General features: G+C 68.1%; 27 protein-coding genes. 14 read left to right on the forward strand and 13 right to left on the reverse strand.

Annotation, left to right across the window (positions count from 1 at the left end):
* Nucleotides 1–3: 3 nt before the first annotated feature.
* Nucleotides 4–798 carry a DsbA family protein gene (locus tag ACH5N8_RS11250; protein ID WP_263092814.1) on the forward strand — a complete coding sequence of 265 codons (795 nt, stop codon included), beginning with the start codon at nt 4–6 and terminating at the stop codon, nt 796–798.
* Here the strand turns inward: ACH5N8_RS11250 and ACH5N8_RS11255 are convergent.
* From ACH5N8_RS11255 to ACH5N8_RS11275, 5 genes are all read right to left on the reverse strand, one after another.
* Nucleotides 774–1,571, reverse strand: coding sequence for a hypothetical protein (locus tag ACH5N8_RS11255; RefSeq protein WP_151181159.1), 798 nt, complete (start codon nt 1,569–1,571; stop codon nt 774–776). The two genes, ACH5N8_RS11250 and ACH5N8_RS11255, sit on opposite strands and share 25 nt — an antisense overlap.
* Complete coding sequence (locus ACH5N8_RS11260; RefSeq protein ID WP_151181160.1) at nt 1,568–1,990, reverse strand: nuclear transport factor 2 family protein; 423 nt, start codon at nt 1,988–1,990, stop codon at nt 1,568–1,570. The genes ACH5N8_RS11255 and ACH5N8_RS11260 overlap by 4 nt, the downstream gene beginning before the upstream one ends.
* Before the next feature lie 31 nt (nt 1,991–2,021).
* Entirely contained in the window at nt 2,022–2,615 is a 594-nt protein-coding gene (locus ACH5N8_RS11265; RefSeq protein WP_217980118.1) for a biotin transporter BioY, read from the reverse strand.
* Between the two features lie 64 nt (nt 2,616–2,679).
* Nucleotides 2,680–3,138: a PaaI family thioesterase gene (locus ACH5N8_RS11270; RefSeq protein ID WP_024889590.1), complete on the reverse strand. Its 459-nt coding sequence runs from the start codon at nt 3,136–3,138 to the stop codon at nt 2,680–2,682.
* 4 nt (nt 3,139–3,142) lie between these two features.
* Nucleotides 3,143–3,937: an enoyl-CoA hydratase/isomerase family protein gene (locus tag ACH5N8_RS11275; protein WP_088929045.1), complete on the reverse strand. Its 795-nt coding sequence runs from the start codon at nt 3,935–3,937 to the stop codon at nt 3,143–3,145.
* Between the two features lie 231 nt (nt 3,938–4,168).
* Here ACH5N8_RS11275 and ACH5N8_RS11280 point away from each other — a divergent pair, with 231 nt between their 5' ends.
* From ACH5N8_RS11280 to ACH5N8_RS11310, 7 genes are read left to right on the forward strand one after another with little or no spacing between them, the layout of a single operon-like run.
* Nucleotides 4,169–4,762, forward strand: a complete 594-nt coding sequence (locus ACH5N8_RS11280) for a LysE family translocator (protein ID WP_020649404.1) — start codon at nt 4,169–4,171, stop codon at nt 4,760–4,762.
* A 4-nt stretch (nt 4,763–4,766) separates the two neighbouring features.
* Nucleotides 4,767–5,159, forward strand: coding sequence for a nuclear transport factor 2 family protein (locus ACH5N8_RS11285; protein WP_026353018.1), 393 nt, complete (start codon nt 4,767–4,769; stop codon nt 5,157–5,159).
* The gene (locus tag ACH5N8_RS11290; RefSeq protein WP_073658556.1) at nt 5,156–5,557 is read left to right on the forward strand and encodes a cupin domain-containing protein; all 402 of its coding nucleotides are present in this window, start codon (nt 5,156–5,158) and stop codon (nt 5,555–5,557) included. Before ACH5N8_RS11285 ends, ACH5N8_RS11290 begins: the two co-directional genes overlap by 4 nt.
* Nucleotides 5,554–5,853 (forward strand): DUF1330 domain-containing protein, encoded by a 300-nt coding sequence (locus tag ACH5N8_RS11295; RefSeq protein WP_073658555.1) that lies wholly within the window; start codon nt 5,554–5,556, stop codon nt 5,851–5,853. The genes ACH5N8_RS11290 and ACH5N8_RS11295 overlap by 4 nt, the downstream gene beginning before the upstream one ends.
* Nucleotides 5,846–6,808 carry an alpha/beta hydrolase family protein gene (locus ACH5N8_RS11300; protein ID WP_483281371.1) on the forward strand — a complete coding sequence of 321 codons (963 nt, stop codon included), beginning with the start codon at nt 5,846–5,848 and terminating at the stop codon, nt 6,806–6,808. Before ACH5N8_RS11295 ends, ACH5N8_RS11300 begins: the two co-directional genes overlap by 8 nt.
* Entirely contained in the window at nt 6,805–8,049 is a 1,245-nt protein-coding gene (locus tag ACH5N8_RS11305) for an MFS transporter (RefSeq protein WP_483281372.1), read from the forward strand. The genes ACH5N8_RS11300 and ACH5N8_RS11305 overlap by 4 nt, the downstream gene beginning before the upstream one ends.
* A complete protein-coding gene (locus tag ACH5N8_RS11310) occupies nt 8,046–8,183 on the forward strand; it encodes a hypothetical protein (protein WP_153962035.1) in 138 nt (45 codons plus the stop codon). The genes ACH5N8_RS11305 and ACH5N8_RS11310 overlap by 4 nt, the downstream gene beginning before the upstream one ends.
* 62 nt (nt 8,184–8,245) lie before the next feature.
* Here ACH5N8_RS11310 and ACH5N8_RS11315 read toward each other — a convergent pair whose 3' ends face one another.
* From ACH5N8_RS11315 to ACH5N8_RS11335, 5 genes are read right to left on the reverse strand one after another with little or no spacing between them, the layout of a single operon-like run.
* Complete coding sequence (locus tag ACH5N8_RS11315; protein WP_483281373.1) at nt 8,246–8,815, reverse strand: peroxiredoxin; 570 nt, start codon at nt 8,813–8,815, stop codon at nt 8,246–8,248.
* 4 nt (nt 8,816–8,819) lie between these two features.
* Nucleotides 8,820–9,323, reverse strand: a complete 504-nt coding sequence (locus ACH5N8_RS11320; protein WP_483281374.1) for a GNAT family N-acetyltransferase — start codon at nt 9,321–9,323, stop codon at nt 8,820–8,822.
* 5 nt (nt 9,324–9,328) lie between these two features.
* Entirely contained in the window at nt 9,329–10,243 is a 915-nt protein-coding gene (locus ACH5N8_RS11325) for a LysR substrate-binding domain-containing protein (protein WP_483281375.1), read from the reverse strand.
* A gap of 30 nt (nt 10,244–10,273) precedes the next feature.
* Complete coding sequence (locus tag ACH5N8_RS11330) at nt 10,274–11,167, reverse strand: DMT family transporter (protein ID WP_483281376.1); 894 nt, start codon at nt 11,165–11,167, stop codon at nt 10,274–10,276.
* Nucleotides 11,168–11,182: 15 nt separating this feature from the next.
* The gene (locus ACH5N8_RS11335) at nt 11,183–12,199 is read right to left on the reverse strand and encodes a LysR substrate-binding domain-containing protein (protein ID WP_025513300.1); all 1,017 of its coding nucleotides are present in this window, start codon (nt 12,197–12,199) and stop codon (nt 11,183–11,185) included.
* A gap of 181 nt (nt 12,200–12,380) precedes the next feature.
* Between ACH5N8_RS11335 and ilvE the strand changes: the two genes are divergently transcribed.
* Nucleotides 12,381–13,358, forward strand: a complete 978-nt coding sequence (ilvE, locus tag ACH5N8_RS11340) for a branched-chain-amino-acid transaminase (RefSeq protein ID WP_009463302.1) — start codon at nt 12,381–12,383, stop codon at nt 13,356–13,358.
* 65 nt (nt 13,359–13,423) lie between these two features.
* Here ilvE and ptsJ read toward each other — a convergent pair whose 3' ends face one another.
* Entirely contained in the window at nt 13,424–14,725 is a 1,302-nt protein-coding gene (gene ptsJ / locus ACH5N8_RS11345) for a MocR-like B6 salvage transcription factor PtsJ (protein WP_483281377.1), read from the reverse strand.
* A 70-nt stretch (nt 14,726–14,795) separates the two neighbouring features.
* On the opposite strand from ptsJ, the gene ACH5N8_RS11350 reads away from it, so the two are divergent.
* Genes ACH5N8_RS11350 through ACH5N8_RS11370 form a run of 5 tightly spaced genes read left to right on the forward strand, consistent with a single transcriptional unit; the run spans nt 14,796 to nt 18,375 of the window.
* Entirely contained in the window at nt 14,796–15,599 is an 804-nt protein-coding gene (locus ACH5N8_RS11350) for a YggS family pyridoxal phosphate-dependent enzyme (protein WP_146537902.1), read from the forward strand.
* On the forward strand, nt 15,596–16,318 hold the full coding sequence (locus tag ACH5N8_RS11355) for a glutamine amidotransferase (protein WP_483281378.1): 723 nt from the start codon (nt 15,596–15,598) through the stop codon (nt 16,316–16,318). Before ACH5N8_RS11350 ends, ACH5N8_RS11355 begins: the two co-directional genes overlap by 4 nt.
* Entirely contained in the window at nt 16,315–17,157 is an 843-nt protein-coding gene (locus ACH5N8_RS11360) for a PfkB family carbohydrate kinase (RefSeq protein WP_483281379.1), read from the forward strand. Before ACH5N8_RS11355 ends, ACH5N8_RS11360 begins: the two co-directional genes overlap by 4 nt.
* Nucleotides 17,154–17,429: a hypothetical protein gene (locus ACH5N8_RS11365; protein WP_483281380.1), complete on the forward strand. Its 276-nt coding sequence runs from the start codon at nt 17,154–17,156 to the stop codon at nt 17,427–17,429. The genes ACH5N8_RS11360 and ACH5N8_RS11365 overlap by 4 nt, the downstream gene beginning before the upstream one ends.
* A 37-nt stretch (nt 17,430–17,466) precedes the next feature.
* On the forward strand, nt 17,467–18,375 hold the full coding sequence (locus tag ACH5N8_RS11370; protein WP_021205427.1) for a LysR family transcriptional regulator: 909 nt from the start codon (nt 17,467–17,469) through the stop codon (nt 18,373–18,375).
* Between the two features lie 103 nt (nt 18,376–18,478).
* Here ACH5N8_RS11370 and ACH5N8_RS11375 read toward each other — a convergent pair whose 3' ends face one another.
* On the reverse strand, nt 18,479–19,366 hold the full coding sequence (locus ACH5N8_RS11375) for a PhzF family phenazine biosynthesis protein (protein WP_483281381.1): 888 nt from the start codon (nt 19,364–19,366) through the stop codon (nt 18,479–18,481).
* A gap of 61 nt (nt 19,367–19,427) precedes the next feature.
* Nucleotides 19,428–20,087, reverse strand: coding sequence for a LysE family transporter (locus tag ACH5N8_RS11380; RefSeq protein WP_196785200.1), 660 nt, complete (start codon nt 20,085–20,087; stop codon nt 19,428–19,430).
* Nucleotides 20,088–20,239 lie beyond the last annotated feature (152 nt).

The raw sequence follows: 20,239 nt of genomic DNA on the forward strand, positions 1-20,239 counted from the left end.
GTCATGCCCTCGAAGCAAACCGCCTTGCCGAGCCGATCCCAGGCCATTCGCAAGCGCGCCGGGCGCCTGCCACGGCTGCCCTGGGTGGTCGCCGGCATGCTTGTAGCCGGCCTGCTGGGCTGGCTCCTGTACCGCACGCCCGGTGCGCCGACACCGCGCACGGGGGCTGAGGCCGCGCAGGCGCATCCGGCCGGCCCACCCTGGCGCCACGGCCCAGCCGATGCGCGCTTCACGCTGACGCTGTACGCCGACCTGGAATGTCCGTTCTGCAAGGCCTACTACCCGACCCTGATGGCCTGGATCGATACCCATCCCGAAGCCAGCCTGCGGTGGCATCACCTGCCGCTGGCGATGCACGATCCCGAGGCGAGTCGGCTGGCCCGCGTGGCCGAGTGCGCAGGCGAAGCGCAAGGCCACGAGGCCTTCTTCGGTGCCATCGCCTGGCTCTACCAAAACACCCGCGGCGATGGCCAGGGGCTGCCCACCGAGCAGGCCTGGCCAGGTCTGACGACCGCCATGCGGACCTGCCTGGACAGCGACCGCCCCGCAGCCATCGTTCGCGCGCAGGCCGACGAGGCCCTGCGCAGCGGCATCAACGCCACGCCCACCGTGCGGCTTGACGACGGCCTAACCGGGAAATCGCTGCTGCTGCACGGTCCGATCGAGGGCGATGCGCTGCTGTCGGCGCTCGATCTGGTAGCGTCGCCAGACAGACCGGACGCTCGTTCAGTGGGGGCCGCCGACGCCGCCGGCACGGCGGTCCGTGGCCGCCGTCATGGCCTCGCCGAGGCCCAGTAGTCGCGGAGCGCGCGCACGCTGTCCGATGGCGAAGGCATGTAGCCGCTCAGGTTGATGAGCCCGACGTTCATGCCGCGTTCGTCGGTGGTGCCCCTGAGCATCAGCCGTTGGAAGCGGCCGGTGTCCAGGCCATATCGATGCGGATCATCGACTTTCAGCGCCAGTAGGTGCAGGTGCGAGTTCCAGATGCGGAACTTCGCATGTTCGATGGCCCGTATCGCCTGCCAGGGAACGAAGACCCGCTGGGGGCCTTCGCGCGTGAGGCCGTGGGCATCGGCCACGAGGTCGGCGGGTGGGTCGAGGCGACGCAACCGCCGCACGAGTGTTCGCACGATCGCCCATGTGAGCGCCACGGCCAGGATGACGCCGCCCAGCGCAAGGACGAGCACGACAGGCTCCGTCTCGCCGACACCTCTGACGAGGGGCGGCAGCACGACGACCAGCAGAGGGAACACGATCCCCATGCCCATGACCAGCACTTCCCACCACGCGGCGCGCGCGATGGGAATGCGCAGCGTCGCCGGGAAGCGGGGCAAGGGCATGTGCCTGCCTCGCCAGCGCAGGCGGCGTCCATACTGTCGGGCCAGGACCATGAGCCCCATGACGGAGGTGACGAGGAAGACGGCGGCAGCCAGTCTGGCGGGGCCAGGGTCCGCGCGCAGGGACGATAGCAACGCAAGCACCAGCGTCAGGCCCGACACCAGGAGCACCGGCTCCACCACGAAGACGTAGATCCTTGTCCACCAAACGCTTCCCGCTCGCTGTGCGCTCATGGCCCTCCGTCCCGATCCCGTTTCGATGCCGCTCCCATCCTGGTCATCCACTCGCTGCGGTCGAAATACACTTCGTTGCGGCGAATCTTGCCCGCATGGTCCAGTTGTACCAGGCATACGCCGACCACGGTCAACACCTCACCGCCGACCGGGATGTCCGCGCGCCATTTGTTGAGGAAGCCATCCTGCATGGGGATGCCCTCGACCTGCGTCCAGACCCACGCCGGATTGCGTGCCAACAGGCGCTCGAAATAGCCCAGCAACGCGGGCTTTCCCCGCAGCCCTTGGGGTACGGCAGGGTCGAGATAGAAGGCATCCTCGGAATAGAAGGCAGCCAGCCGCTGAGGATCGTTGCCGGTCCAGGCGGGCAGCCACGCCAGCGCAAAGCGCCGCGCCTGCTCCGCATCGAGGGCGTTCATCGTGATGTACCGGGCCGACCCGGAACGCGCGTCATCGGTGCGCCGCCTTGCGGGTACCGCTGTCGATGGCCTTGAGCAGCGCTGCACCAAGCACCGACTTGAGCACGCCGCCGAGGACGAAGGGGGCCACGCCCACGGCGATCGCTTTCTGCACGCCAACCATCGCGGCCAGCCAGGCGCCGCCGAGCAGCAGGCACAGGGCGTTGCCGATCAGCATCGCCGCGAAGGCCAACACGACGCGCCCGCCATGCCAGCCGCGTTCGACCAGCCAGCCGGTCAGCGCGCCGGCCACGGGAAAAGCCAGCAGGTAGCCACCCGTCGGTCCCAGGAAGCGCGCCAGACCTCCCGTGCCGCCGGCGAACACCGGCAAGCCGAGCGCGCCCTGGGCCAGCCAGACGAGGATCGTCAGGCCACCTAGGCGCCAGCCGTACAGTGCGCCGACCAGCGTGACGGCCAGCGTCTGCATGGTCATTGGCACCGGCACCATAGGCACGCTGACGTGGGACGACGCGGTGAGCACGAGGGTGCCGAACAGCACCGCCAGCACCTTGGTCGCGTTGGACTGTCCGCGCAGCCAGCGGGTTGTGTCGAGGGTCCCGAGGGTTTGGGTCGAGGTTGGGGTCATGGGTTCTCCTTCATGAATGGCGGCACTGGCCGCCGAGCGCATCCTTGCGCGGACACCGGAAACGTCATCGATCCTGCTTGCCCTGCAGGCAGATCAGGGTTTGCTGGCCGAGCGCCACCTGGGCCCGTCCCTGCTCGGTGACGCCGAAGACTTCGAGTTGGCAGATGGTCAGGGTGCGTCCGGAGCGCACCACCGTGCCGACCGCTTCGAGGTAGTCGCCCTGCGCGGGGGCGAGCAGGTTGATCTTGAACTCGACGGTCAGCACGGAGCTGTCCGGTGGAAACAGCGTGAAGCCCGCGTAGCCACCGGCCGAGTCGGCGATGGCGCTGGTGCCGCCGGCATGGAAGTAGCCATGCTGCTGGGTGAGGGTTTCGCGGAACGGCAACCGGATGCTGACCCGCCCGCGCGCAACCTCGTGCAGTTCGGCGCCCAGGTGGTGCATCAGGCCCTGGCGGGCGAAGCTGTCGCGGACGATTCGCTCGACCTGGGGATCGAGCGGCAAGGATGGGGCGGCTTGGGTCATCGTTCTAAGGTTCCTTTGCAGTGGAGAGGGGGTTGAATCGAGGTGGCCGCTTCTCCAGGAATGCACGCATGCCTTCCTCGTGGTCGGGCAGCGAAAGGGTGTGGTGGAAGGCGGCCCGCTCGCGGTGCAGTCCTTCGTCCATGGGCAGGCTGGCGCTGGCACGCGCGGCCTGCTTGATCAGGACCAGCACCTCACCCGACAGCGACGCCATGTCGGCGGCGAGCCGGCGGCCCTCTTCGAGCAGGTGATCGGGGGGCACGATGCGCGAGACCAGCCCGCTGCGTTCGGCCTCGCGGGCGTCCATGCGGCGCCCGGTCAGCAGCAGGTCCAGCGCCTTGGCCATGCCGAGCAGGCGCGGCAGGCGCTGCGTGCCGCCCGCACCGGGCATGGTGCCGACGCGAACCTCCGGGTGGCCGAACACGGCGTTCTCGGCCGCCAGCACGATGTCGCACATCTCGACCAGTTCGCAGCCGCCGCCGAGCGCGAAGCCCTGCACCAGCGCCACCACGGGCTTGGGGAACGTGCCCAGCGGCGCGCAGCAACCGGCGAAGTCAGTGGCCCGCGCCTGCTCCGCGCTGATGCCCAGCATTTCCTTGAGATCGGCACCGGCCGCGAAGTGTTCGCCTTCGGCGCGCAGCAGGACCACCCGCACGGCGGCGTCGGCCGCCAGCCTGTCGAGGTGCGCGGCCATCGCATCGGTCAGTGAGCGGCACAGGGCGTTGCGGGCTGCCGGCCGGTCGATGACCAACTCGGCATAGCCGTCTGGGTGCGACGCGCATCGAATGAAATCGGAAGACATGGGTTCTCCTGCGAGGAACCGCCCGAAGTGCCGGGCCGTCATCGATTCGGCAGCGCCGGGCAGTACCTGCGAAGTCTGCTGCGCGATGACGCTTGCGGCCAAGCGCGAATATCTCAGGTGGGACTGAAAATTTCTCGCTGGAGCCGACGCCATGCCCGGCCCAGAATCAATTCGCGGACGGGCCTCGTCTTTCCCTCAACGCCCCGGTACTCCCCGTCCCAGCGAACTCCCATGGAACATACCGCCCTCGTGGCGCTGATCGTCTATGCCTTCGTCATGTCGATCACGCCCGGTCCCAACAACGTGATGCTGATGTCCTCGGGCCTGCTCTTCGGCCTGGGCCGAACCTGGCCGCACCTGCTGGGCATCCCCGCGGGCGTGATGGTGCAGCTCGGGATCACCGGCGCCGGCCTCGGTGCGGTGTTTGCCCTCGAACCTCGCCTGCAGGTCGCATTGAAGGTCGTGGGCAGCCTCTACCTGCTCTGGCTGGCCGCGCGCCTGTGGCGCGCGGCCGAACTGGAGGAGACCGAAGCCGGCCGGCCCATCGGCTTCATGCAGGCGTTGGCCTTCCAGTTCGTCAATCCGAAGGCCTGGCTGATCTCGGTGACGGTGGTGTCCACCTTCCTGCCGCCGGGCGAAGGCTACGCACTGCGCCTGCTGGTGGTCAGCCTGGTGTTCGCCGCCATCGGACTGCCCTGCATGCTGGTCTGGGCCGCCTTCGGCGCCGGCCTGCGGCCCTGGCTGCGCGACCGCGCCGTCGCTCGCGTGGTCAATCGTGCGATGGCGACCCTGGCCGCCCTGACCGTTCTTCTCTTCTGGATGTGATGCCATGACGACACTCTCTCATGATCAACTCCGGGCCCATGCGCTGGCCTGGATCGACGACTGGAACCGGCGCGACGTGCCGGCGGTGCTGGCCGCCTACGCCGACGATGCACTGTTCGTGAGCGCGCTGGCCCAGCCCTATACCGGTGGCACGCGGGTACAAGGCAAGGACGCGCTGCGCCGCTACTGGCTGGCCGCGCTCGCCGACAGGCCGGACCTGCGGTTCGAACTCATCTCGGCCATCTGCGATGTCGAGGCGCAGACCGTCGTCGTCCATTACGTGGCGCAGGCCTGCGGCAAGCGCACGCGCATGTGCGAGATCATGCGCTTCGAGAACGGGCGGCAGGTCCATGGCGAGGCTCTGCACGGCGTCCCCGCCGAGGAGGACACACCATGACGGCACTGCTGCGCGCCGTCCGGACCGACGACGGCAACCGCTATGACTGGGGTGGGGTCTGCCTGGGCTGGCGACTGCTGGAACTGCAACACATGCAGGTGCGGCAGGAATGGATGCCCGCAGGCGGCGCCGAAGCACCCCACTGGCACGCCAGGGCGCACCAGTTCTTCTACGTGCTCAGTGGCCACCTGCGCCTGAGCACGCCCGACCAGGACGTGTTGCTGGAAGCTGGTCAAGGCGTGCATGTCCCGGCCGGCAATCGCCACATCGCCGCCAATGGTGGCGACGAGGATGTGCATTTCCTGGTGTTCTCCAGCCCAAGCACACAGGGCGACCGCATCGAATCGACCTCAGCCGCCGATCCGGATCGCCATCGCGGCGAGGAGTCTTCGTCATGACCGTTTTCGCCATCGCCCAACTCACCATCCACGACCGGACCGCCTACGACCGCTACCAGGCCCGCTTCATGGAGGTGTTCCGCCGCCACCGGGGACGTCTGCTGGCTGCGGACGAGCAGCCTCGCACCATCGAAGGCACCTGGCCGCACCAGAAGCTCGTGCTCATGTCCTTTCCCGACGAAGCCGCCTTCCATGACTGGGCGGAATCGGCCGAGTACCAACGCATTGCCCAGGATCGCAAGGCCGGCGCACAGGCCGTGGTACTGCTGGTTCAGGGTCTCGCGGTGAATGGCTGAGCCTATCAACATTCGCGCCGCCGACGGCTATGCCCTGGGTGGATTCGCCTGGCGCCGCCCCTGCGATCCACGACATCCGCATCCAGTCGCGGTCATCAACGCGGCCACCTCGGTGCGCTGCCGGTACTACGCGCGCTTTGCCGACTGGCTCCACAGCCACGGATGGGACGTGGTGACCTACGACTACCGCGGCATCGGCGAATCGCGACACCGTGGTCTGCGTCGGCTGCAGGCCGACTGGATCGACTGGGGGCAGCACGATTTCGAGGGTGTGCTGCAGTACCTCGCCTGGCGATTCCCCGGCCAGCCGATCGACGTGGTCGGCCACTCCGCCGGGGGCTTCGTGATCGGGCTGGCCGCGTCCGCACACCGCGTGCGGCGCATCTTCACCATGGGGGCGCAATACGCCTACTGGCGCGACTATGCGCCCGCCGCGCGCCGCGCCATGTTCCTGCGCTGGCACGTGGCCATGCCGCTGCTGGCGCGGGTGATGGGCTACGTGCCGGCCAAGCGCCTGGGATGGATGGAAGACACCCCCAAGGGCGTGGCGCTGGACTGGGCGCACATGGGGCCCCGCTTCGAGGGCACGGTGCGCCGCGGCCGGGAGACGCTGGAAGGCGAGCCCGAAGCCGAAATGCTGGCACGGCGCTTCGGCCAGGTGCGCGCACCGATCCTGGCGCTGGGCATCGAGGACGATCCATTCGGCACGGTCCCGGCGCTGGACCGCCTGCTGGATTACTACACCGGCAGCGAACGCCATCACCTGCGCTTGGCTCCCGCGGCCATAGGGCAGGCCGAAATCGGCCATTTCGCCTTCTTCCACGAGCGCTTCCGCGAAGCACTGTGGCCCCTGGCGCTGGACTGGTTGCGCACTGGCGAGCCACCGGCCCGCCTCCTCGGCGCACTGAAGCATCGACCTGCGGAGGATCCGCAAGCAACGGGAGGCACGACATGAACACGAACCACGCCCCCTCGACAGCATCGGCAAACGAGCGCCGATCGCTCTGGATTCCGATCCTGGCCGGCGGACTGATCATGGGTTTGGCCCTCGGTGTGCGGCACGTGCAAGGCTTGTTTCTGCTGCCGGTGACGATGGATCGCGGCTGGTCGCGCGAAATGTTCGGCTTCGCGATGGCGGTGCAGAACCTGACCTGGGGTCTCGCCCAACCCTTCACCGGGATGATTGCCGACCGCTACGGTTCGGCCAAGGTCATCGCGGGCGGGCTCGTGTTCTATGCGCTGGGGCTTTTCTTCATGGTTCAGGCGCACAGCCACGTGGCCTTTGTTCTGGGCGCTGGCGTGTGCGTCGGCATCGCGCTGTCGGGCACGGCATTCGGTGCGATCTACGGCGCGCTCAGCCGCCTCGTGCCGGCTGAGCGCCGCAGTTGGGCACTGGGGCTGGCCGGCGCCATCGGTGGCCTCGGGCAGTTCGCCATGGTCCCGGTTGCGCAGGCCTTGATCGGCGGTTGGGCCTGGACGGGTGCGCTACTGATTCTGTCAGTGGTCATGGCGTTGCTGCTGCCGCTGGCGTTCCCGATGCGCGACGCAAGCATCTCGAACGCGGTGGTCGGCACGGAGCTGTCGATGAAGGCGGCGATCGGTGAAGCCTTCCGCCACCGCGGCTTCTGGCTGCTGAACCTGGGCTTCCTGGCCTGTGGCTTCCAACTCGCCTTCATCGCCACGCACCTCCCAGCCTACCTGCTGGACCGGGGCCTGGCCGCCACCGATGCCGTTGCCGCGCTGGCGATCATTGCGCTGACCAATGTGGCCGGCACCTACCTGCTGGGGCTTTGGGGTGGCACGCTGCGCAGGAAGTACCTGCTTGCAGGCCTGTACCTGGCGCGCACGGTGGCGATGGCCCTGTTCGTCCTGCTGCCGCTCAGCACCTGGGGCGTTTACCTGTTCGCTGCAGTGATGGGGTTCCTCTGGCTCGGGACGGTTCCGCTGACCAATGGCCTCGTGTCTCAGATCTTCGGCGTGCGCTACATCACCACATTGTTTGGTTTCGTCTTCTTCGGCCACCAGTTGGGATCATTCTTCGGTGTCTGGCTTGGTGGCCGCATGTTCGAGGCCACTGGGTCGTACCTGAGCATCTGGCTGCTGGCGATTGCGCTGGGCCTGCTGGCGACGGTTCTGCACTGGCCGATCGACGACAGGACCATCGTTCGCGCCGATCCACGGTTGGCGACTTCATGAGGCAAGGCCGCGAATGGTTCAGGCGCTGGGCACCGCTGGCTGTGCTGCTGGCTGCGGGCGTGCTGGTGTTCCGCGCCTGGCTGTCGATGGAACTGCTGTGGGTGTGGTTGGAGCAATGGTCCTTCTGCGGGTGAGCGGGACCTGACGAGAACTTCGCACGACCATGAGCGCTGATCGTGTCGCTGACTGGCCAAGCTCAAGTGGCTGGCCGTTGCCTCAACCACTCGACGACATCGTCGGCATTCCGGTCCGGCGGGAACACCGGATAGAACACATGCTCGATCACGCCATCGTGCGTAATCAGGGTCAGCCGCTTGAGCAGCGCCAGGCCTTGCACCTCGAAGACCGGCAGACCGAGCGCGGTTGCAAATGAAAGGCGATGGTCGGACAGCAAGGGAAAAGGCAGGTGCAGGCGCGCCACCGCCTCGCATTGGTACGCGGTGTCCTGCGTGGACACGCCGAACAACTGGGCGACGCCCAAGGACTTCAGTTCGGCGAAATGATCCCTGAAGGCACAGGATTGCGGGGTGCAGCCCCGTGCTCCTGGAATCTCGTCCCAGCCTGGAGGCAGTGCGGCATCCGGCCGGCCCGTCATCGGGAAGAGATACAGCACCGTGCGTCCGCGTAGGCGGGAAGGATCGACACGGCCGCCATCCGTCGATGCCAGTTCAAGCGTGGGCAGGCGCATGCCCTTCAGGTGGCGAGCCCCTCCATCGTCCTCCGGCTGCGGAAGACGCGACCAATCGACCTGCTGCAGGTTGTTCATGGCTTCACCACCGCTCGTTACCGGCCAGCCAAAGCACGTAGCTCTTCCAGCCGGCGGGCTCGGCGAAGCGCGTGTAGGCCCGGATGGCATCGGGGTTGTCCTTGGGGACCAGCCAGCGCAGATGAATCCAGGTGCGTGATCGCCCGGTATCGGCGATGGCCGTGATGAGCCGCTGCGCGAGTCGTTTCCCGCGCGCGGCGGGCAGGACGTACAGGTCGTCGAGCTGGCCCGACCGCCCTCCGGAGATCGCCTCGGGCAGATCGAAGAACACTGCGAAGGCGACGAGTTCGTCGCCGAGAAAGCCACCCAGCACTTCCGCGATCGGATCGGCGATCAAGGCATTGGCACGGGCCAGTGCATTCGCCCCGGCGCCTTGCTCGTGACGCATTTCGTCGCCATAGGCGGCCAGCAGGGAGGCAAGCGTAACGGCGTCATGGGCAACGAGCCGTCGAAGCGTCACACTGTCATCCGACAGGGCGTGCTGATCGCACGGGGGTGCGGCATTCATGTGTGTCATGCCGTCAAGACCTTCGGATCGTCGGCGTCATCCTCCGGCGGACAGTGTTCACGCAGCCAGGCGCGCAAGGCGTCGAGGCGCCGGTCCTCGCCCAGGGCGGGTGGATACACGAGGTGGAAATCCCCACCGGCCGGGACCTCATGGTCGAACAAAGGCTCCAGCAAGCCTGCCCGCACCGAGCGCTCTGCGAGTTGTGCCACCACCAGGCACAGCCCCGTTCCTTCGCTGGCCGCCTGCAGCGCGAGGCCGCAGGAATCGACCTGGGTGATCAGGGCGGGGTGTTGCGGACCGGCCGGCAGGGTCTGCAGCCATTGCTCCCAGTGCAGTCCATAGCGGGAAACGAACAGGTGCGCCTGCGCCAGTTGCGCCAATCGTCCCTCGGGGGTGGCGGCCAGCGAGCCGGCCCTGGCATAGACGCCCAGGGTGCCGGCAAACAACGTCTCCGAAACCAGTCGGGGCCACGGCGGCTCGCCGAACCACAGGCCCACGTCGGCGGTGCCTGCCGCCAGATCGGCATGGCCTTGGACGGTGGTGATGTCGAGCGCCGATTCGGCGGTCCCGAACGGATAGGCGGCCAGCCGCGGCGCTAGCCAGTTGATGGCGATCGCCGGCAGCGTGTGCAGCCGCAGCGGGCCGTCCAGCCGTTCGTCCCGCAGCGTCTGAACCGAGGCGGCGATGTGGGAGAAGCCCGCATTCAGAGTCGGGGCCAGGCGGCGGCCGGCGTCGGTCAGCTCCACGGCGCCACCGACACGGCGCAGCAACTCGACGCCCAGCAGGTCTTCCAGCGTGCGTAACTGGTGGCTGACCGCCGAGGGCGTGACCGCCAGTTCCAGGGCGGCGTCCTTGATCGACAGATGACGCGCGGCGGCTTCGAAAGCGCGCAGGGCATTCAGTGGTACGGGGATGCGCATGGGCCCCTCATCTTCCGCAAGGCGTCGGCGTCATCGTTCTGTCCCGCCGCATCCGGCGACGGCGGCGGACTGCCGCGCCGGGGCGGGGGCCCGCTGGGGGCGCCGCAGGTACCAGGCCAGCGCGGCAATGATCAGCGCGCCCCCCGCCAGAGCCCCGCTCCCGGGCGCCTCGCCAAAAGCCAGCCACACCCAGAGCGGTCCCAGCACCACGTCCAGCAGGCTGATCAGTCCCGCTTCTCCCGCCGGAATGCGCCGGCCTCCTTCAAGGAACAGCAGGAAGGCCAGGGCCATGGCGACGATGCCCAGCAGCGCCAGGCTCGACAGCGCCTTCGGGTCAGGAATCTGCCGCGACATGAAGGGCAGCGCCGCCACGGCGCAGAGCAGGCACCCAAACGTGTTGATCTTCACGATGTCCAGCCCGGGATGGCTTTTGACGACGATCAGGAGTCCACCGAACGCAGATGTCATCAGCAAGGCAAGCAGGCTGCCGAGGAGATGGCCACTGCCGGTCGGGACCCCCACGACGATCGCCACGCCCGCCAGGCAGCATGCGCTGGCGGCGATGACGCGCGGGGAAAGCGGCTCGCCCAGGAACAACCGCGCCAGGCCGGCAGCGACCAGGGGCAGGCAGGCGTAGATCAGCAGGACGTTGGCCACCGTGGTCAGTGTCAGCGCGGCGATGTACGCCACCGTCGCCGTCGATACGAGGAGGGTGGCCCCCCATCCAGCGGCACCGAACGTGCTGCCTCGTTCGCCGCGTCCGCGCAAGGCCAAGACCGCGGCCAGCGCCAGGCCCGCGAACAGGGAACGCCAGCCGACGATGGTCCATGCGTCCAGATCCGTCAGCCGGACGAACAGCCCGGCCGAACTCCAGCAGACCGCCGCGAGCACAACCATGACGAAACCGATCCATCGACGAGACACCCCACTTCCTCCCTGTCAGGACATTGAAGCCACCGGGCTCGCGCAGGCGGCAGCGGATCGAGGCTTCGCCGCTGGCGACGCGGTGCTTTGCGCGGGCCCGTCCTTGGCACTGCCCGTGTCGGCCGTCGTCCGTTCTTGCCCTCCGTGCCGGGCTTGCTCATCGACCTGCTCGCGCAGCCAACCGCGCAGGTTGTCCAGCCGTCGGTCCTCGGACAGCGCCTCGGGATAGACGAGCCAGAAGCCGACGCCCGCGCTCACAGGGTGGTCGAAGACCGAGGCCAGGCGTCCGAGCCGGACGGCACTCTCGGCCAGTTCGCAGACAGCGATCGACACGCCGGCCCCATCGGCGGCCGCCTGCATCGTCAGGCCGCCCGAGTCCACGCGGGTCACGACAGCCGGCTCGAACGGTCCACCGGGCAGGCTGTCCATCCAGCGCCGCCAGCTGAGGCAATGCCGTGACACGAACAGGTTGGCGCGCGCAACCTGCTTGAGGCGTTCCCGGCGCGAGCCGGTGGCAAAGCCCGGGCGGGCGTACAGATCGATGGTGGCCTCGAACAATAGGTCAGCCTGCAGGCCGGCCCACTGGCCGTCGCCATACCAGATGCCGGCATCGGCCACGCCGGCGGCCAGATCCACGTCGTCCTGCGTGGTGGAGATGTCCAGCGAGAAGCCGCGCCGCTCGAACGGATACAGGCTCAGGCGGGGCGACAGCCAGTTGGTCGCGAAGGTCGGCAGCATGTTCACGCGCAGGGGCCCGTCGCGCCGCTCCTCGCGCAAGCTGCCCACACCCTCGGCGATCAGGGCAAAACCCTCGTTGAGGCCGGGCGCCAGCCGGCGGCCGGCGCTGGTCAGTTCCAGCCGCGTGCCGATGCGGCGCAGCAGCTCAACGCCGAGCATGTCCTCCAGCGTGCGCAACTGGTGGCTGACCGCCGAGGGCGTGACCGCCAATTCCAGGGCCGCGTCCTTGATCGAGAGATGGCGCGCCGCAGCCTCGAAGGCGCGCAAGGCATTCAACGGGACAGGGATGCGCATGGGGGATTCACCCTCCTGGAAGTCATTGGTCGTTCATGGACTCATTAAACCGGAAATCGTCGTCTCTACGCTCGCCGACACGAGGACCAAAACTCAGCATCGTCTGAGATTTGCTCACTCGTGCCGACGGCGAACCGGCCGCACACTGACGCCATCGACAACCTGTACGGCGGTGCGCACCATGCTCAATTCCCTTGACGATCGCGATGGCCTGATCTGGCTCGATGGCGAGTTGCTGCCCTGGCGCGAGGCGCGCCTGCACGTGCTCACGCATGCGCTGCACATGGGCGGGGCCGTCTTCGAGGGCATGCGCGCCTATGGCGGCCATGTCTTCCTCAATGCGCCTCACCTGGAACGCTTCCAGCAGTCCGCCGCGCTGCTGGACTACCACCTGCCGTGGTCGCAAGGCGAACTGACACAGGCCATCGAGGCGGTGCTGTGGGCCAACCAGCTCGACGACGCCTACATCCGCCCGGTGGCCTGGCGCGGCGCGGAGAGTGTTTCCATCGCTTCGCCGCGCGCCCGCATCCACGTGGCGATCGCGGCCTGGGACTGGCCCACGGCGGCATCCCAGGGCCGCGCCGAGGAAGGCATCCGGCTGCAGCTGGCGAGTTGGCGGCGTCCCCGCCCCGACACGGCACCCACCGCGGCCAAGTGCTCGGGGCTGTACATGATCGGTACCCTTGCGCGCCATGCCGCCGCAGCGGCGGGTTGCGACGACGCACTGCTGCTCGACAGCGAAGGCCGGGTCGCCGAGACCACGGCAACCAACCTGTTGATGGTCCATGACGGGGTGCTGGTGACCCCATTGCCGACCTGCTTCCTCGACGGCATCACCAAGCGACACGTGATGGGACTGGCGCGCCAGCGCGGGCTGCGGGTCGAGGAGCGGACCGTGACGCTGGACGAACTGCGCGCCGCCTCCGAGGTATTCACCGCCGGCACCTCGGTCGAACTGCAGCCGGTGGTGGCGCTGGTCGAGGACGCGGCGACCACCGAATGGCCCGTGGGGCCGGTGACGCGACAACTGATCCGGGACTTTCGCGCGTCCGTGACCGAGGCGAGCCAGGTCGGCCGGACGCTGCGGGAACGGGAGACCGGCTTGTTGGAACGGCGCCCCTGGCCCGCTCGCGTCGCCTCCGCCTTGCAGGCGCCGTAGCGCGCCATGGACCGGTACGCAGACGGACCCGCGAGAGGACAGGCACGATGCCATGCAGACTGGCTTCATACACGCCCCAGACAGTCGCGCAGTTGCGCGGCAAAGCGCGCCGCGTCCCCGGGTTCGAGCGTCGAGACCGTGACTCGCAGCGCGGGGGCCGCGGGCGCGATCGCGAAGGCATCGCCGGTTCGCACGGCCCAGCCGCAGCGTGCGAGGCTTTGCGCGGTGCGGTGAACGTCACGGTCTTCCGGCAACGGAATCCACACATTGAACCCGTCGCAGGGCTGCCTGGCGGCGATACCCACGGCGCCGAGTGCATCGATCAGGGCCTTGCGACGCATGGCGTAGGCGGTCTTGGCCGCATGCAGGCGCGCCATGGCCGCGTCGGATCCGAGCAGGCCGCGCACGGCCGCCTGCAGCAGGTGGCTGACCCAGGTCGTGCCGGGAGCCAGTCGCATGCCGAGCCTTGCGGCGGTCCCCGCATCGGTAGCGATGAAGGCCAGCCGCAGGTCCGGGCCGAAGCCCTTGGACACGGAGCGCACCAGCGCCCGCCGCGTGGTGGCCGCGGGCGCGATGGAGAAGTACGGCGTCTCGGACAGCAAGGCGAAGTGGTCGTCCTCGATCACCAGCACGTGCGGATGGCGGGCGAGCACGCGGCGCAGTTCGCGGGCGCGCTGCTCGCTCAGGCCGCAGCCGGTGGGGTTTTGCGCCCTTGGTGTGCACAGCACCGCCTGGGCGCCATTGGCCAGCGCCGCTTCCAGCGCCTGCGGGCGCATGCCGTGCGCATCCATGGCCACGGGCACCGCTGCCAGGCCCGTGCTGTGCAGGATGTTGAGGCTGCCGAGGAAGCACGGGTCCTCCACCGCCACCTTGTCGCCGGCGACGAGGTAGGCAGCCAACAGACGCTCGATCGCATCGACCGCACCATGCGCCAGCACCAGACCGTCACCCTCCCGGAGATCCGCTCCGAACCACTGCCGCGCCAGCCGTTCGAGTGCTGGGTCGAGTACAGGCTGGCCATACAGCGCGGGCCGGTAGCCGCTGGCTGCCAGCGCCTGCAATGGATCGGGCAGCCAGGCCGGGTCCGGATTGCCGCTGGCCAGATCCGCCAGCGCCGAGCCGGGCTGCAGGCCCTCCTGCTCACCGAGACGCGGCGCTTGCCGGATCACCGTTCCGTTGCGCCCCAGCGTCTCGGCAATGCCTGCGGCCACCAGCTTCCGGTACGCGGCGGCGACCGTGTTGCGGTTGACGCCCAGTTGATCGGCCATCTCGCGCACGGACGGCAGTGTCTGGCCCGCGGCAAGCTGGCCCGCATGTGCCTCGCGGCGAATGCGCTCAAAGATGTCCGATGCGGTCTTTTCTGCCATTCCCGTTTGTCCCGTGACAATGTATATTTTGTCCTATGACAATGTTAGCAGCACGGAGAACCCCTTGTCCATGAACGCGCAGACGCATCCCTGGCCCACCGCACACAGCGTCGAGGACTTTCGGCGCAATCTGGCGGCGGTGCATCGGCGCATCGCCGATGCCTGCTCCCGCGCGGGACGCGATCCGTCCGATGTGCGCCTGCTGCCGGTCAGCAAGACCGTGCCGGAGGAGCGCATCCGTCTGGCCTACGCCGCCGGCTGCCGCGACCTGGGTGAGAACAAGGTGCAGGAGGCGCAGCGCAAGGCCGAAGCGATGGTGGATCTCGCCGACCTGCGCTGGTCGGTCATCGGCCACCTGCAGACCAACAAGGCCAAGGTCGTGGCACGCTTCGCCAGCGAGTTCCAGGCTCTGGACAGCCTGCGTGTGGCGGAGGCGCTGGACCGTCGCCTACAAGCCGAAGGGCGCGCGCTGGATGTGTTCGTGCAGGTCAATACCTCGGGCGAGTCCAGCAAGTTCGGCTTGCCGCCTTCCGAGGTGGCCGGCTTCGTCCGGGCGCTGCCGGGCTTCTCCACCCTGCGCGTGCGAGGCCTGATGACACTGGCGTTGCTGTCGGCCGATCCGGCGCGGGTCCGTCCCTGCTTCGTGCTGTTGCGCGAACTGCGTGATCGGCTGCGCCAGGAGGCGCCGGCGGGCATCGGCATGGACGAACTGTCGATGGGGATGTCCGGCGACTTCGAGCTGGCCATCGAGGAAGGTGCCACCGTCGTGCGCGTCGGTCAGGCCATCTTCGGCGCTCGCGCGACGCCGGACAGCCACTACTGGCCCGACGACGACCGGGCTGCGACATCGACCGCATCGGAGCAGATCGCATGAAGACCGCCCTGGCCCTGCGCCACATCCATTTCGAAGACCTCGGCACGCTCGAACCGCTGCTGCGCGAGCGTGGATTCGACGTGCGTTACCTCGACCCCGCGACCGACGACCTGGCCCGTGAGGAGGCCGCGGCAAGCGATCTTCTCATTGCACTCGGTGGGCCGATCGGCGCCTTCGACGAGCGGGCCTATCCCTTTCTTGCCGACGAACTGCGTCTGCTCGAACGGCGCTTGGCCAGCGGCCGGCCGCTGCTCGGCATTTGTTTGGGCGCGCAATTGATCGCGCGCCTGCTCGGCGCCGCCGTCGCCCCCATGGGCTTCAAGGAGATCGGCTTCGGCGCGCTGACGCTGACGCTGACGGATGCGGGCCGCCGCTCGGTGCTGGCACCGCTGGCCGGCGTGCTGGTGCTGCATTGGCACGGCGACCGCTTCGAGCTGCCTGAGGGCAGTGAACTGCTGGCGAGCACCGAAAGCTGCGCGCAACAGGCCTACGCGGTCGGCAACCGGGTGCTGGGTCTGCAGTTCCACTTGGAAGCCGATGCCAGCCGAATCGAACGCTGGTTGGTCGGCCATTGCTGCGAGCTGGGCCAGGCCGGCATCGATCCGCGCACGCTGCGCGCGGATGCCGAGCGGCATGGGGCAACGCTGAAGGCTGCGGCCCACCGCACGATCGGCGCGTGGCTGGACCGGCAGCAGGACACGGGGGTGCGTCCTGAATGACAGTGACCCAACCTGTGCCCATCGATGTCATCAGCATCCAGTCCCAGGTGGTCTACGGGCGGGTCGGCAACAACGCGGCGATTCCCGCGTTGGAAGCCTGCGGGCTGCTTACGACCGCGGTGCCGACCGCGCTGCTCAGCAACACCCCGCACTATCCCTCGGTCCATGGCGGCGCGGTGCCCGACGCGTGGTTCGCTGGCTGGTTGGATGACCTGGAGGCGCGCGGCATCCCCGCGTGCGCTCGCGTTGTGCAGGTCGGCTTCCTCGCCTCGCCGTCGCAGGCACGGATCCTCTCATCCTGGTGGTCGACGATGCGCGAGCGCCACCCGCAACTGCGCCTGCACCTGGATCCGGTCATTGGCGACTACGACCAGGGCGTGTATGCGGCGGCCGGCATGGCCGAGGCCTGGCGCACGCTGCTGATTCCAGAAGCCCACGGCCTCGTCCCCAATCGGTTCGAGCTGGAACAGGTCACCGGCAGAACGCTGCAGGGTCTGGCGGATTGCCGTGAGGCCGCCCGTGCGCTGTTGCGCGGCCCCACCCAATGGGTGGTGGTGACCAGTGTCCAGGATGATCCCGAAGGCGCCGTCGTCCAGACGCTGCTGGAGACGCGGGAGGGGGTATCGCGCCTCTTCGAGCATCCCCACGTGCCCTGCGTGGTGAAGGGGGCCGGCGACTACTTCGCCGCGCGCCTGACCGGCCATTGCCTGCTTGGCATACAGATGCCTCAGGCCGTCGAGCGCGCCTGCGGCGATACCGCCGAGCAACTGACCCGCACCCGGCGCCTGGGCTGGGAGGAGATGGCGATACACGCGATGGACTGGAGTGTCCGGCCATGAACGCCTACCGCCTCGTGATTTCCCGGCATGGCCGGCTGCTGGGTCAGTTCTACAGCGAAACGCCCTGGGCGGGCGACGCGATCCGCGACTTGCTACAGCGACTTCCCGAATGCGATGGCTATCGCACCGAACTGTTCGTCGCGCGCGAAGAGCGCCGCTTGTTCGAAAGCGGTCCTGGCGGCCTGAAGCTCCTCGGTCGCGAGCCCTTGTTCCAACCCTTGCCGATCACGGCGCTGCTGTCCGGCACGGCGCCCGAGGAGCCGTTCGCGTGAATCAAGCTCCCGGCCTCACGTACGCGTAGGTGGCGCGATGGAGCTGAGACACCTGCGCTGTTTCGTGGCAGTGGCCGAGGAACTGCACTTCACGCGTGCGGCGGTGCGGCTCCATATCGAGCAGTCTCCGCTGTCGCGCACCATCCGGGAGCTGGAGTCCGACCTCGGCGCCACGCTGTTCGAGCGCAATCGGCGCGGCACCCAGCTCACCTGGGCGGGCCAGGTCCTGCTGGAAGATGCCCGCCGCGTGTTCGCGGTGCTGGAACAGGCACGAACCAACGTCCGGGCCGCCGCCACGGGCTATCGCGGCATGCTGCGCCTCGCGCTGTCGGACGGTATCGCGCAGACACGCCTCGCGGCACTCCTGGCCCTGTGCCGGGAGGAGGAGCCCGATGTGGAAATCCGCCTGTTCGAGACGCCGCTCGCATCGCAAGTGCGCGGGTTGCGCGACGACACTTTCGATGCCGGGTTTGCGCAGTCCGACGAGGCTGGAGAGGGCATCCTGTGCGAAGCGGTCTGGTCCGATCCCATCCTCGTTGCCATTCCGACGCGCCATCCTTTGCTGGCCTTCAGGCAGGTCCCTCTGGATGAACTGCTGCGCTATCCCCTGATCAAGTGCCACCCGGAAACCTGCGAGGGTGCGTACCGGCAGATCAAACGGCTGCTCCGGACGGCCGCCATCCAGCCACGGATCGCAGAGCGGGTCGCGACACTGGAATTGATGCTGACGCTGGTGGCCGCAGGCTACGGACTGGGCTTCGCCACGGCGGCGCAGATTTCAGTCTGCCGTCACCCCGAGATCATCGCGCGGCCCCTGTCGGACCCGTCGGCATGCATGACCACCTACCTGTTGCGGCCGGACAGCGAGCCCTCGGAACCGCTGCAGCACTTCATCGAACGCGCCATGCTCTCGCGTGACGACAGTCCCGCCGTCGATCCGATCTAGCCCTGGGCAACCGCGTGCGTCGCAGCGCAGGCCTTCGTCGGGGACGCCGCGCAGGTGCCATGGCAAGCCATGGGCGACCGAGCGGCCCAACGTGCCGCCGCGTCTACAGATGCAGGGTGCCGCTGGCGACGGTCACGGCCTGTCCGCCGACGCGCACCGTCAGTTCTTCGCTGTTGCGCGTCCATTCGACATGGATCAGGCCGTCGCGTCCCATCTCGATGCCTTGCTCCGCAAGGTAGCCCCCCTGGAGAGCCGATGCGTGCCGGTGCCTTGCCAGAAATGCCGCGACACACCCGTTTCCAGACCCGCAGACGGGGTCCTCGGCCACGCCTTCGCCTGGCGCAAACGTGCGCAGGCGCAAGCGTACCGGCGCGTCGGCCTCGTGCTCGGCAAAGACGGTCACGCCGACAGCGCCCGATGCGCGGCAGCGTTCGGCGATGCGAGGCAGGTTGGGACGCAGCGACGCCAGGGCGGCGACGCTGCGCAGCTCGGCGATCAGCCACGGGATGCCGGTGGAGACGACCTCCACCGGCATCGCGGCCAGCATGTTCGCATCGCAGCCCAGCAGGGCCGACACTTCCCCAGGACCGATGGCTGTGTTGCGGAACTGCGGGCTGGCCTGGGTCATCCAGTAGATCGGCGAGCCCTCGGTCGGAAGGACTTCGACAGGCACGATGCCGATGCCGCAGGCCTGCCGCAGCAGAATTGCATCGGCCAGGTCGCCACGGTGCGCACGCACAGCACTCGCAGTGGCGATGGTGGGATGCCCCGCGAACGGCAGCTCGCTGGAGGGCGTGAAGATGCGCACACGATAGTCGGTGTCGGGCGATTCCGGGGCCAGCACGAAGACCGTCTCGGACAGGTTCATCTCGCGCGCGATCCGCTGCATGGTCCGCGCATCGAGATCGTCGGCATCGAACACGACGGCAGCCGGGTTGCCCCTGAGCGGCTGGCTCGTGAACACATCGACTTGCAGGAAGGACTTGTTCATAGCTTCTCCAGGTTCGGTCGCACCGCCTGTGCTCGGTTGCGTGCGCGTGGCCGGACACGAATCACGCGGCCAGGGCCTTGGCGCCGCTCGACGGTCTCCACAAAAGCATCCATGCGGCGAATCCGAGGAAACCGATCCCCGCCAAGCGCGTGCAGCGCTGGCGCCAGACGGAAGTGCCCAATGCGCCCTGCACCCGGCTTGCAATGGCGGCATAGCCGGTCAAGGTGGCGCCGCTGAGGATTACGAAGATCGCGGTCAGGCCAATGAACTGAGGGATGAGAGCCTGGTCGGCCCGGATGAACTGGGGGAAGAAGGCGGTGAAGAAGAGGATCGACTTCGGATTGGATGTCGCCACCAGGAATCCCTCCTTCGCTAGCGCGAAGGCCTGCACCGGCCCTGCGTCATGGGCACCGGGGTCCGGCGGCCGAGTGTGTCTGCCCTGCACAAGCAGGCGAAGACCGAGGTACGCCAGGTAGGCGGCGCCGGCCAGCCGCAGTGCGGTCATCGCGTGGGCGGATGCAAGCAGGAACAGGCCGACGCCCCACGCGGCCGCAGCGGAAACCACGAGCAACCCCAACATGTTGCCCAGTGTCGACCACAGGCTCGCGACCACGCCCTGGCGAGCGCCATTGCGCATCGCCAGCAGGATGGCCGGACCGGGCGTAAGGATGGACACCCAGGCCGCCAGGACGTAGGAAATCAGGAGCGGGATATCGGACATTGCGAACTCGGGGGGGTTCTTCGTCGGTTGTGAAGGAAGTGCACTTCGACGATAGCCAAGGCCATTCGAGCTGACCATTGAGCTTTTCTCGATGCTTGCTGAGACCTTCTCACTCGGCAATTCAACGCATCGGTCTTAAGGTTTCCAGCCAG

The organism is Methyloparacoccus sp. NF-16 (genome assembly GCF_056880625.1).

What these genes read in the sequence shown, in the direction of transcription:
- ACH5N8_RS11250 (WP_263092814.1), top strand. Translation starts at nt 4, where the DNA reads ATGCCCTCGAAGCAAACCGCCTTGCCGAGCCGATCCCAGGCCATTCGC.
- ACH5N8_RS11255 (WP_151181159.1), bottom strand. Translation starts at nt 1,571, where the DNA reads ATGAGCGCACAGCGAGCGGGAAGCGTTTGGTGGACAAGGATCTACGTC.
- ACH5N8_RS11260 (WP_151181160.1), bottom strand. Translation starts at nt 1,990, where the DNA reads ATGAACGCCCTCGATGCGGAGCAGGCGCGGCGCTTTGCGCTGGCGTGG.
- ACH5N8_RS11265 (WP_217980118.1), bottom strand. Translation starts at nt 2,615, where the DNA reads ATGACCCCAACCTCGACCCAAACCCTCGGGACCCTCGACACAACCCGC.
- ACH5N8_RS11270 (WP_024889590.1), bottom strand. Translation starts at nt 3,138, where the DNA reads ATGACCCAAGCCGCCCCATCCTTGCCGCTCGATCCCCAGGTCGAGCGA.
- ACH5N8_RS11275 (WP_088929045.1), bottom strand. Translation starts at nt 3,937, where the DNA reads ATGTCTTCCGATTTCATTCGATGCGCGTCGCACCCAGACGGCTATGCC.
- ACH5N8_RS11280 (WP_020649404.1), top strand. Translation starts at nt 4,169, where the DNA reads ATGGAACATACCGCCCTCGTGGCGCTGATCGTCTATGCCTTCGTCATG.
- ACH5N8_RS11285 (WP_026353018.1), top strand. Translation starts at nt 4,767, where the DNA reads ATGACGACACTCTCTCATGATCAACTCCGGGCCCATGCGCTGGCCTGG.
- ACH5N8_RS11290 (WP_073658556.1), top strand. Translation starts at nt 5,156, where the DNA reads ATGACGGCACTGCTGCGCGCCGTCCGGACCGACGACGGCAACCGCTAT.
- ACH5N8_RS11295 (WP_073658555.1), top strand. Translation starts at nt 5,554, where the DNA reads ATGACCGTTTTCGCCATCGCCCAACTCACCATCCACGACCGGACCGCC.
- ACH5N8_RS11300 (WP_483281371.1), top strand. Translation starts at nt 5,846, where the DNA reads ATGGCTGAGCCTATCAACATTCGCGCCGCCGACGGCTATGCCCTGGGT.
- ACH5N8_RS11305 (WP_483281372.1), top strand. Translation starts at nt 6,805, where the DNA reads ATGAACACGAACCACGCCCCCTCGACAGCATCGGCAAACGAGCGCCGA.
- ACH5N8_RS11310 (WP_153962035.1), top strand. Translation starts at nt 8,046, where the DNA reads ATGAGGCAAGGCCGCGAATGGTTCAGGCGCTGGGCACCGCTGGCTGTG.
- ACH5N8_RS11315 (WP_483281373.1), bottom strand. Translation starts at nt 8,815, where the DNA reads ATGAACAACCTGCAGCAGGTCGATTGGTCGCGTCTTCCGCAGCCGGAG.
- ACH5N8_RS11320 (WP_483281374.1), bottom strand. Translation starts at nt 9,323, where the DNA reads ATGAATGCCGCACCCCCGTGCGATCAGCACGCCCTGTCGGATGACAGT.
- ACH5N8_RS11325 (WP_483281375.1), bottom strand. Translation starts at nt 10,243, where the DNA reads ATGCGCATCCCCGTACCACTGAATGCCCTGCGCGCTTTCGAAGCCGCC.
- ACH5N8_RS11335 (WP_025513300.1), bottom strand. Translation starts at nt 12,199, where the DNA reads ATGCGCATCCCTGTCCCGTTGAATGCCTTGCGCGCCTTCGAGGCTGCG.
- ilvE (WP_009463302.1), top strand. Translation starts at nt 12,381, where the DNA reads ATGCTCAATTCCCTTGACGATCGCGATGGCCTGATCTGGCTCGATGGC.
- ptsJ (WP_483281377.1), bottom strand. Translation starts at nt 14,725, where the DNA reads ATGGCAGAAAAGACCGCATCGGACATCTTTGAGCGCATTCGCCGCGAG.
- ACH5N8_RS11350 (WP_146537902.1), top strand. Translation starts at nt 14,796, where the DNA reads ATGAACGCGCAGACGCATCCCTGGCCCACCGCACACAGCGTCGAGGAC.
- ACH5N8_RS11355 (WP_483281378.1), top strand. Translation starts at nt 15,596, where the DNA reads ATGAAGACCGCCCTGGCCCTGCGCCACATCCATTTCGAAGACCTCGGC.
- ACH5N8_RS11360 (WP_483281379.1), top strand. Translation starts at nt 16,315, where the DNA reads ATGACAGTGACCCAACCTGTGCCCATCGATGTCATCAGCATCCAGTCC.
- ACH5N8_RS11365 (WP_483281380.1), top strand. Translation starts at nt 17,154, where the DNA reads ATGAACGCCTACCGCCTCGTGATTTCCCGGCATGGCCGGCTGCTGGGT.
- ACH5N8_RS11370 (WP_021205427.1), top strand. Translation starts at nt 17,467, where the DNA reads ATGGAGCTGAGACACCTGCGCTGTTTCGTGGCAGTGGCCGAGGAACTG.
- ACH5N8_RS11375 (WP_483281381.1), bottom strand. Translation starts at nt 19,366, where the DNA reads ATGAACAAGTCCTTCCTGCAAGTCGATGTGTTCACGAGCCAGCCGCTC.
- ACH5N8_RS11380 (WP_196785200.1), bottom strand. Translation starts at nt 20,087, where the DNA reads ATGTCCGATATCCCGCTCCTGATTTCCTACGTCCTGGCGGCCTGGGTG.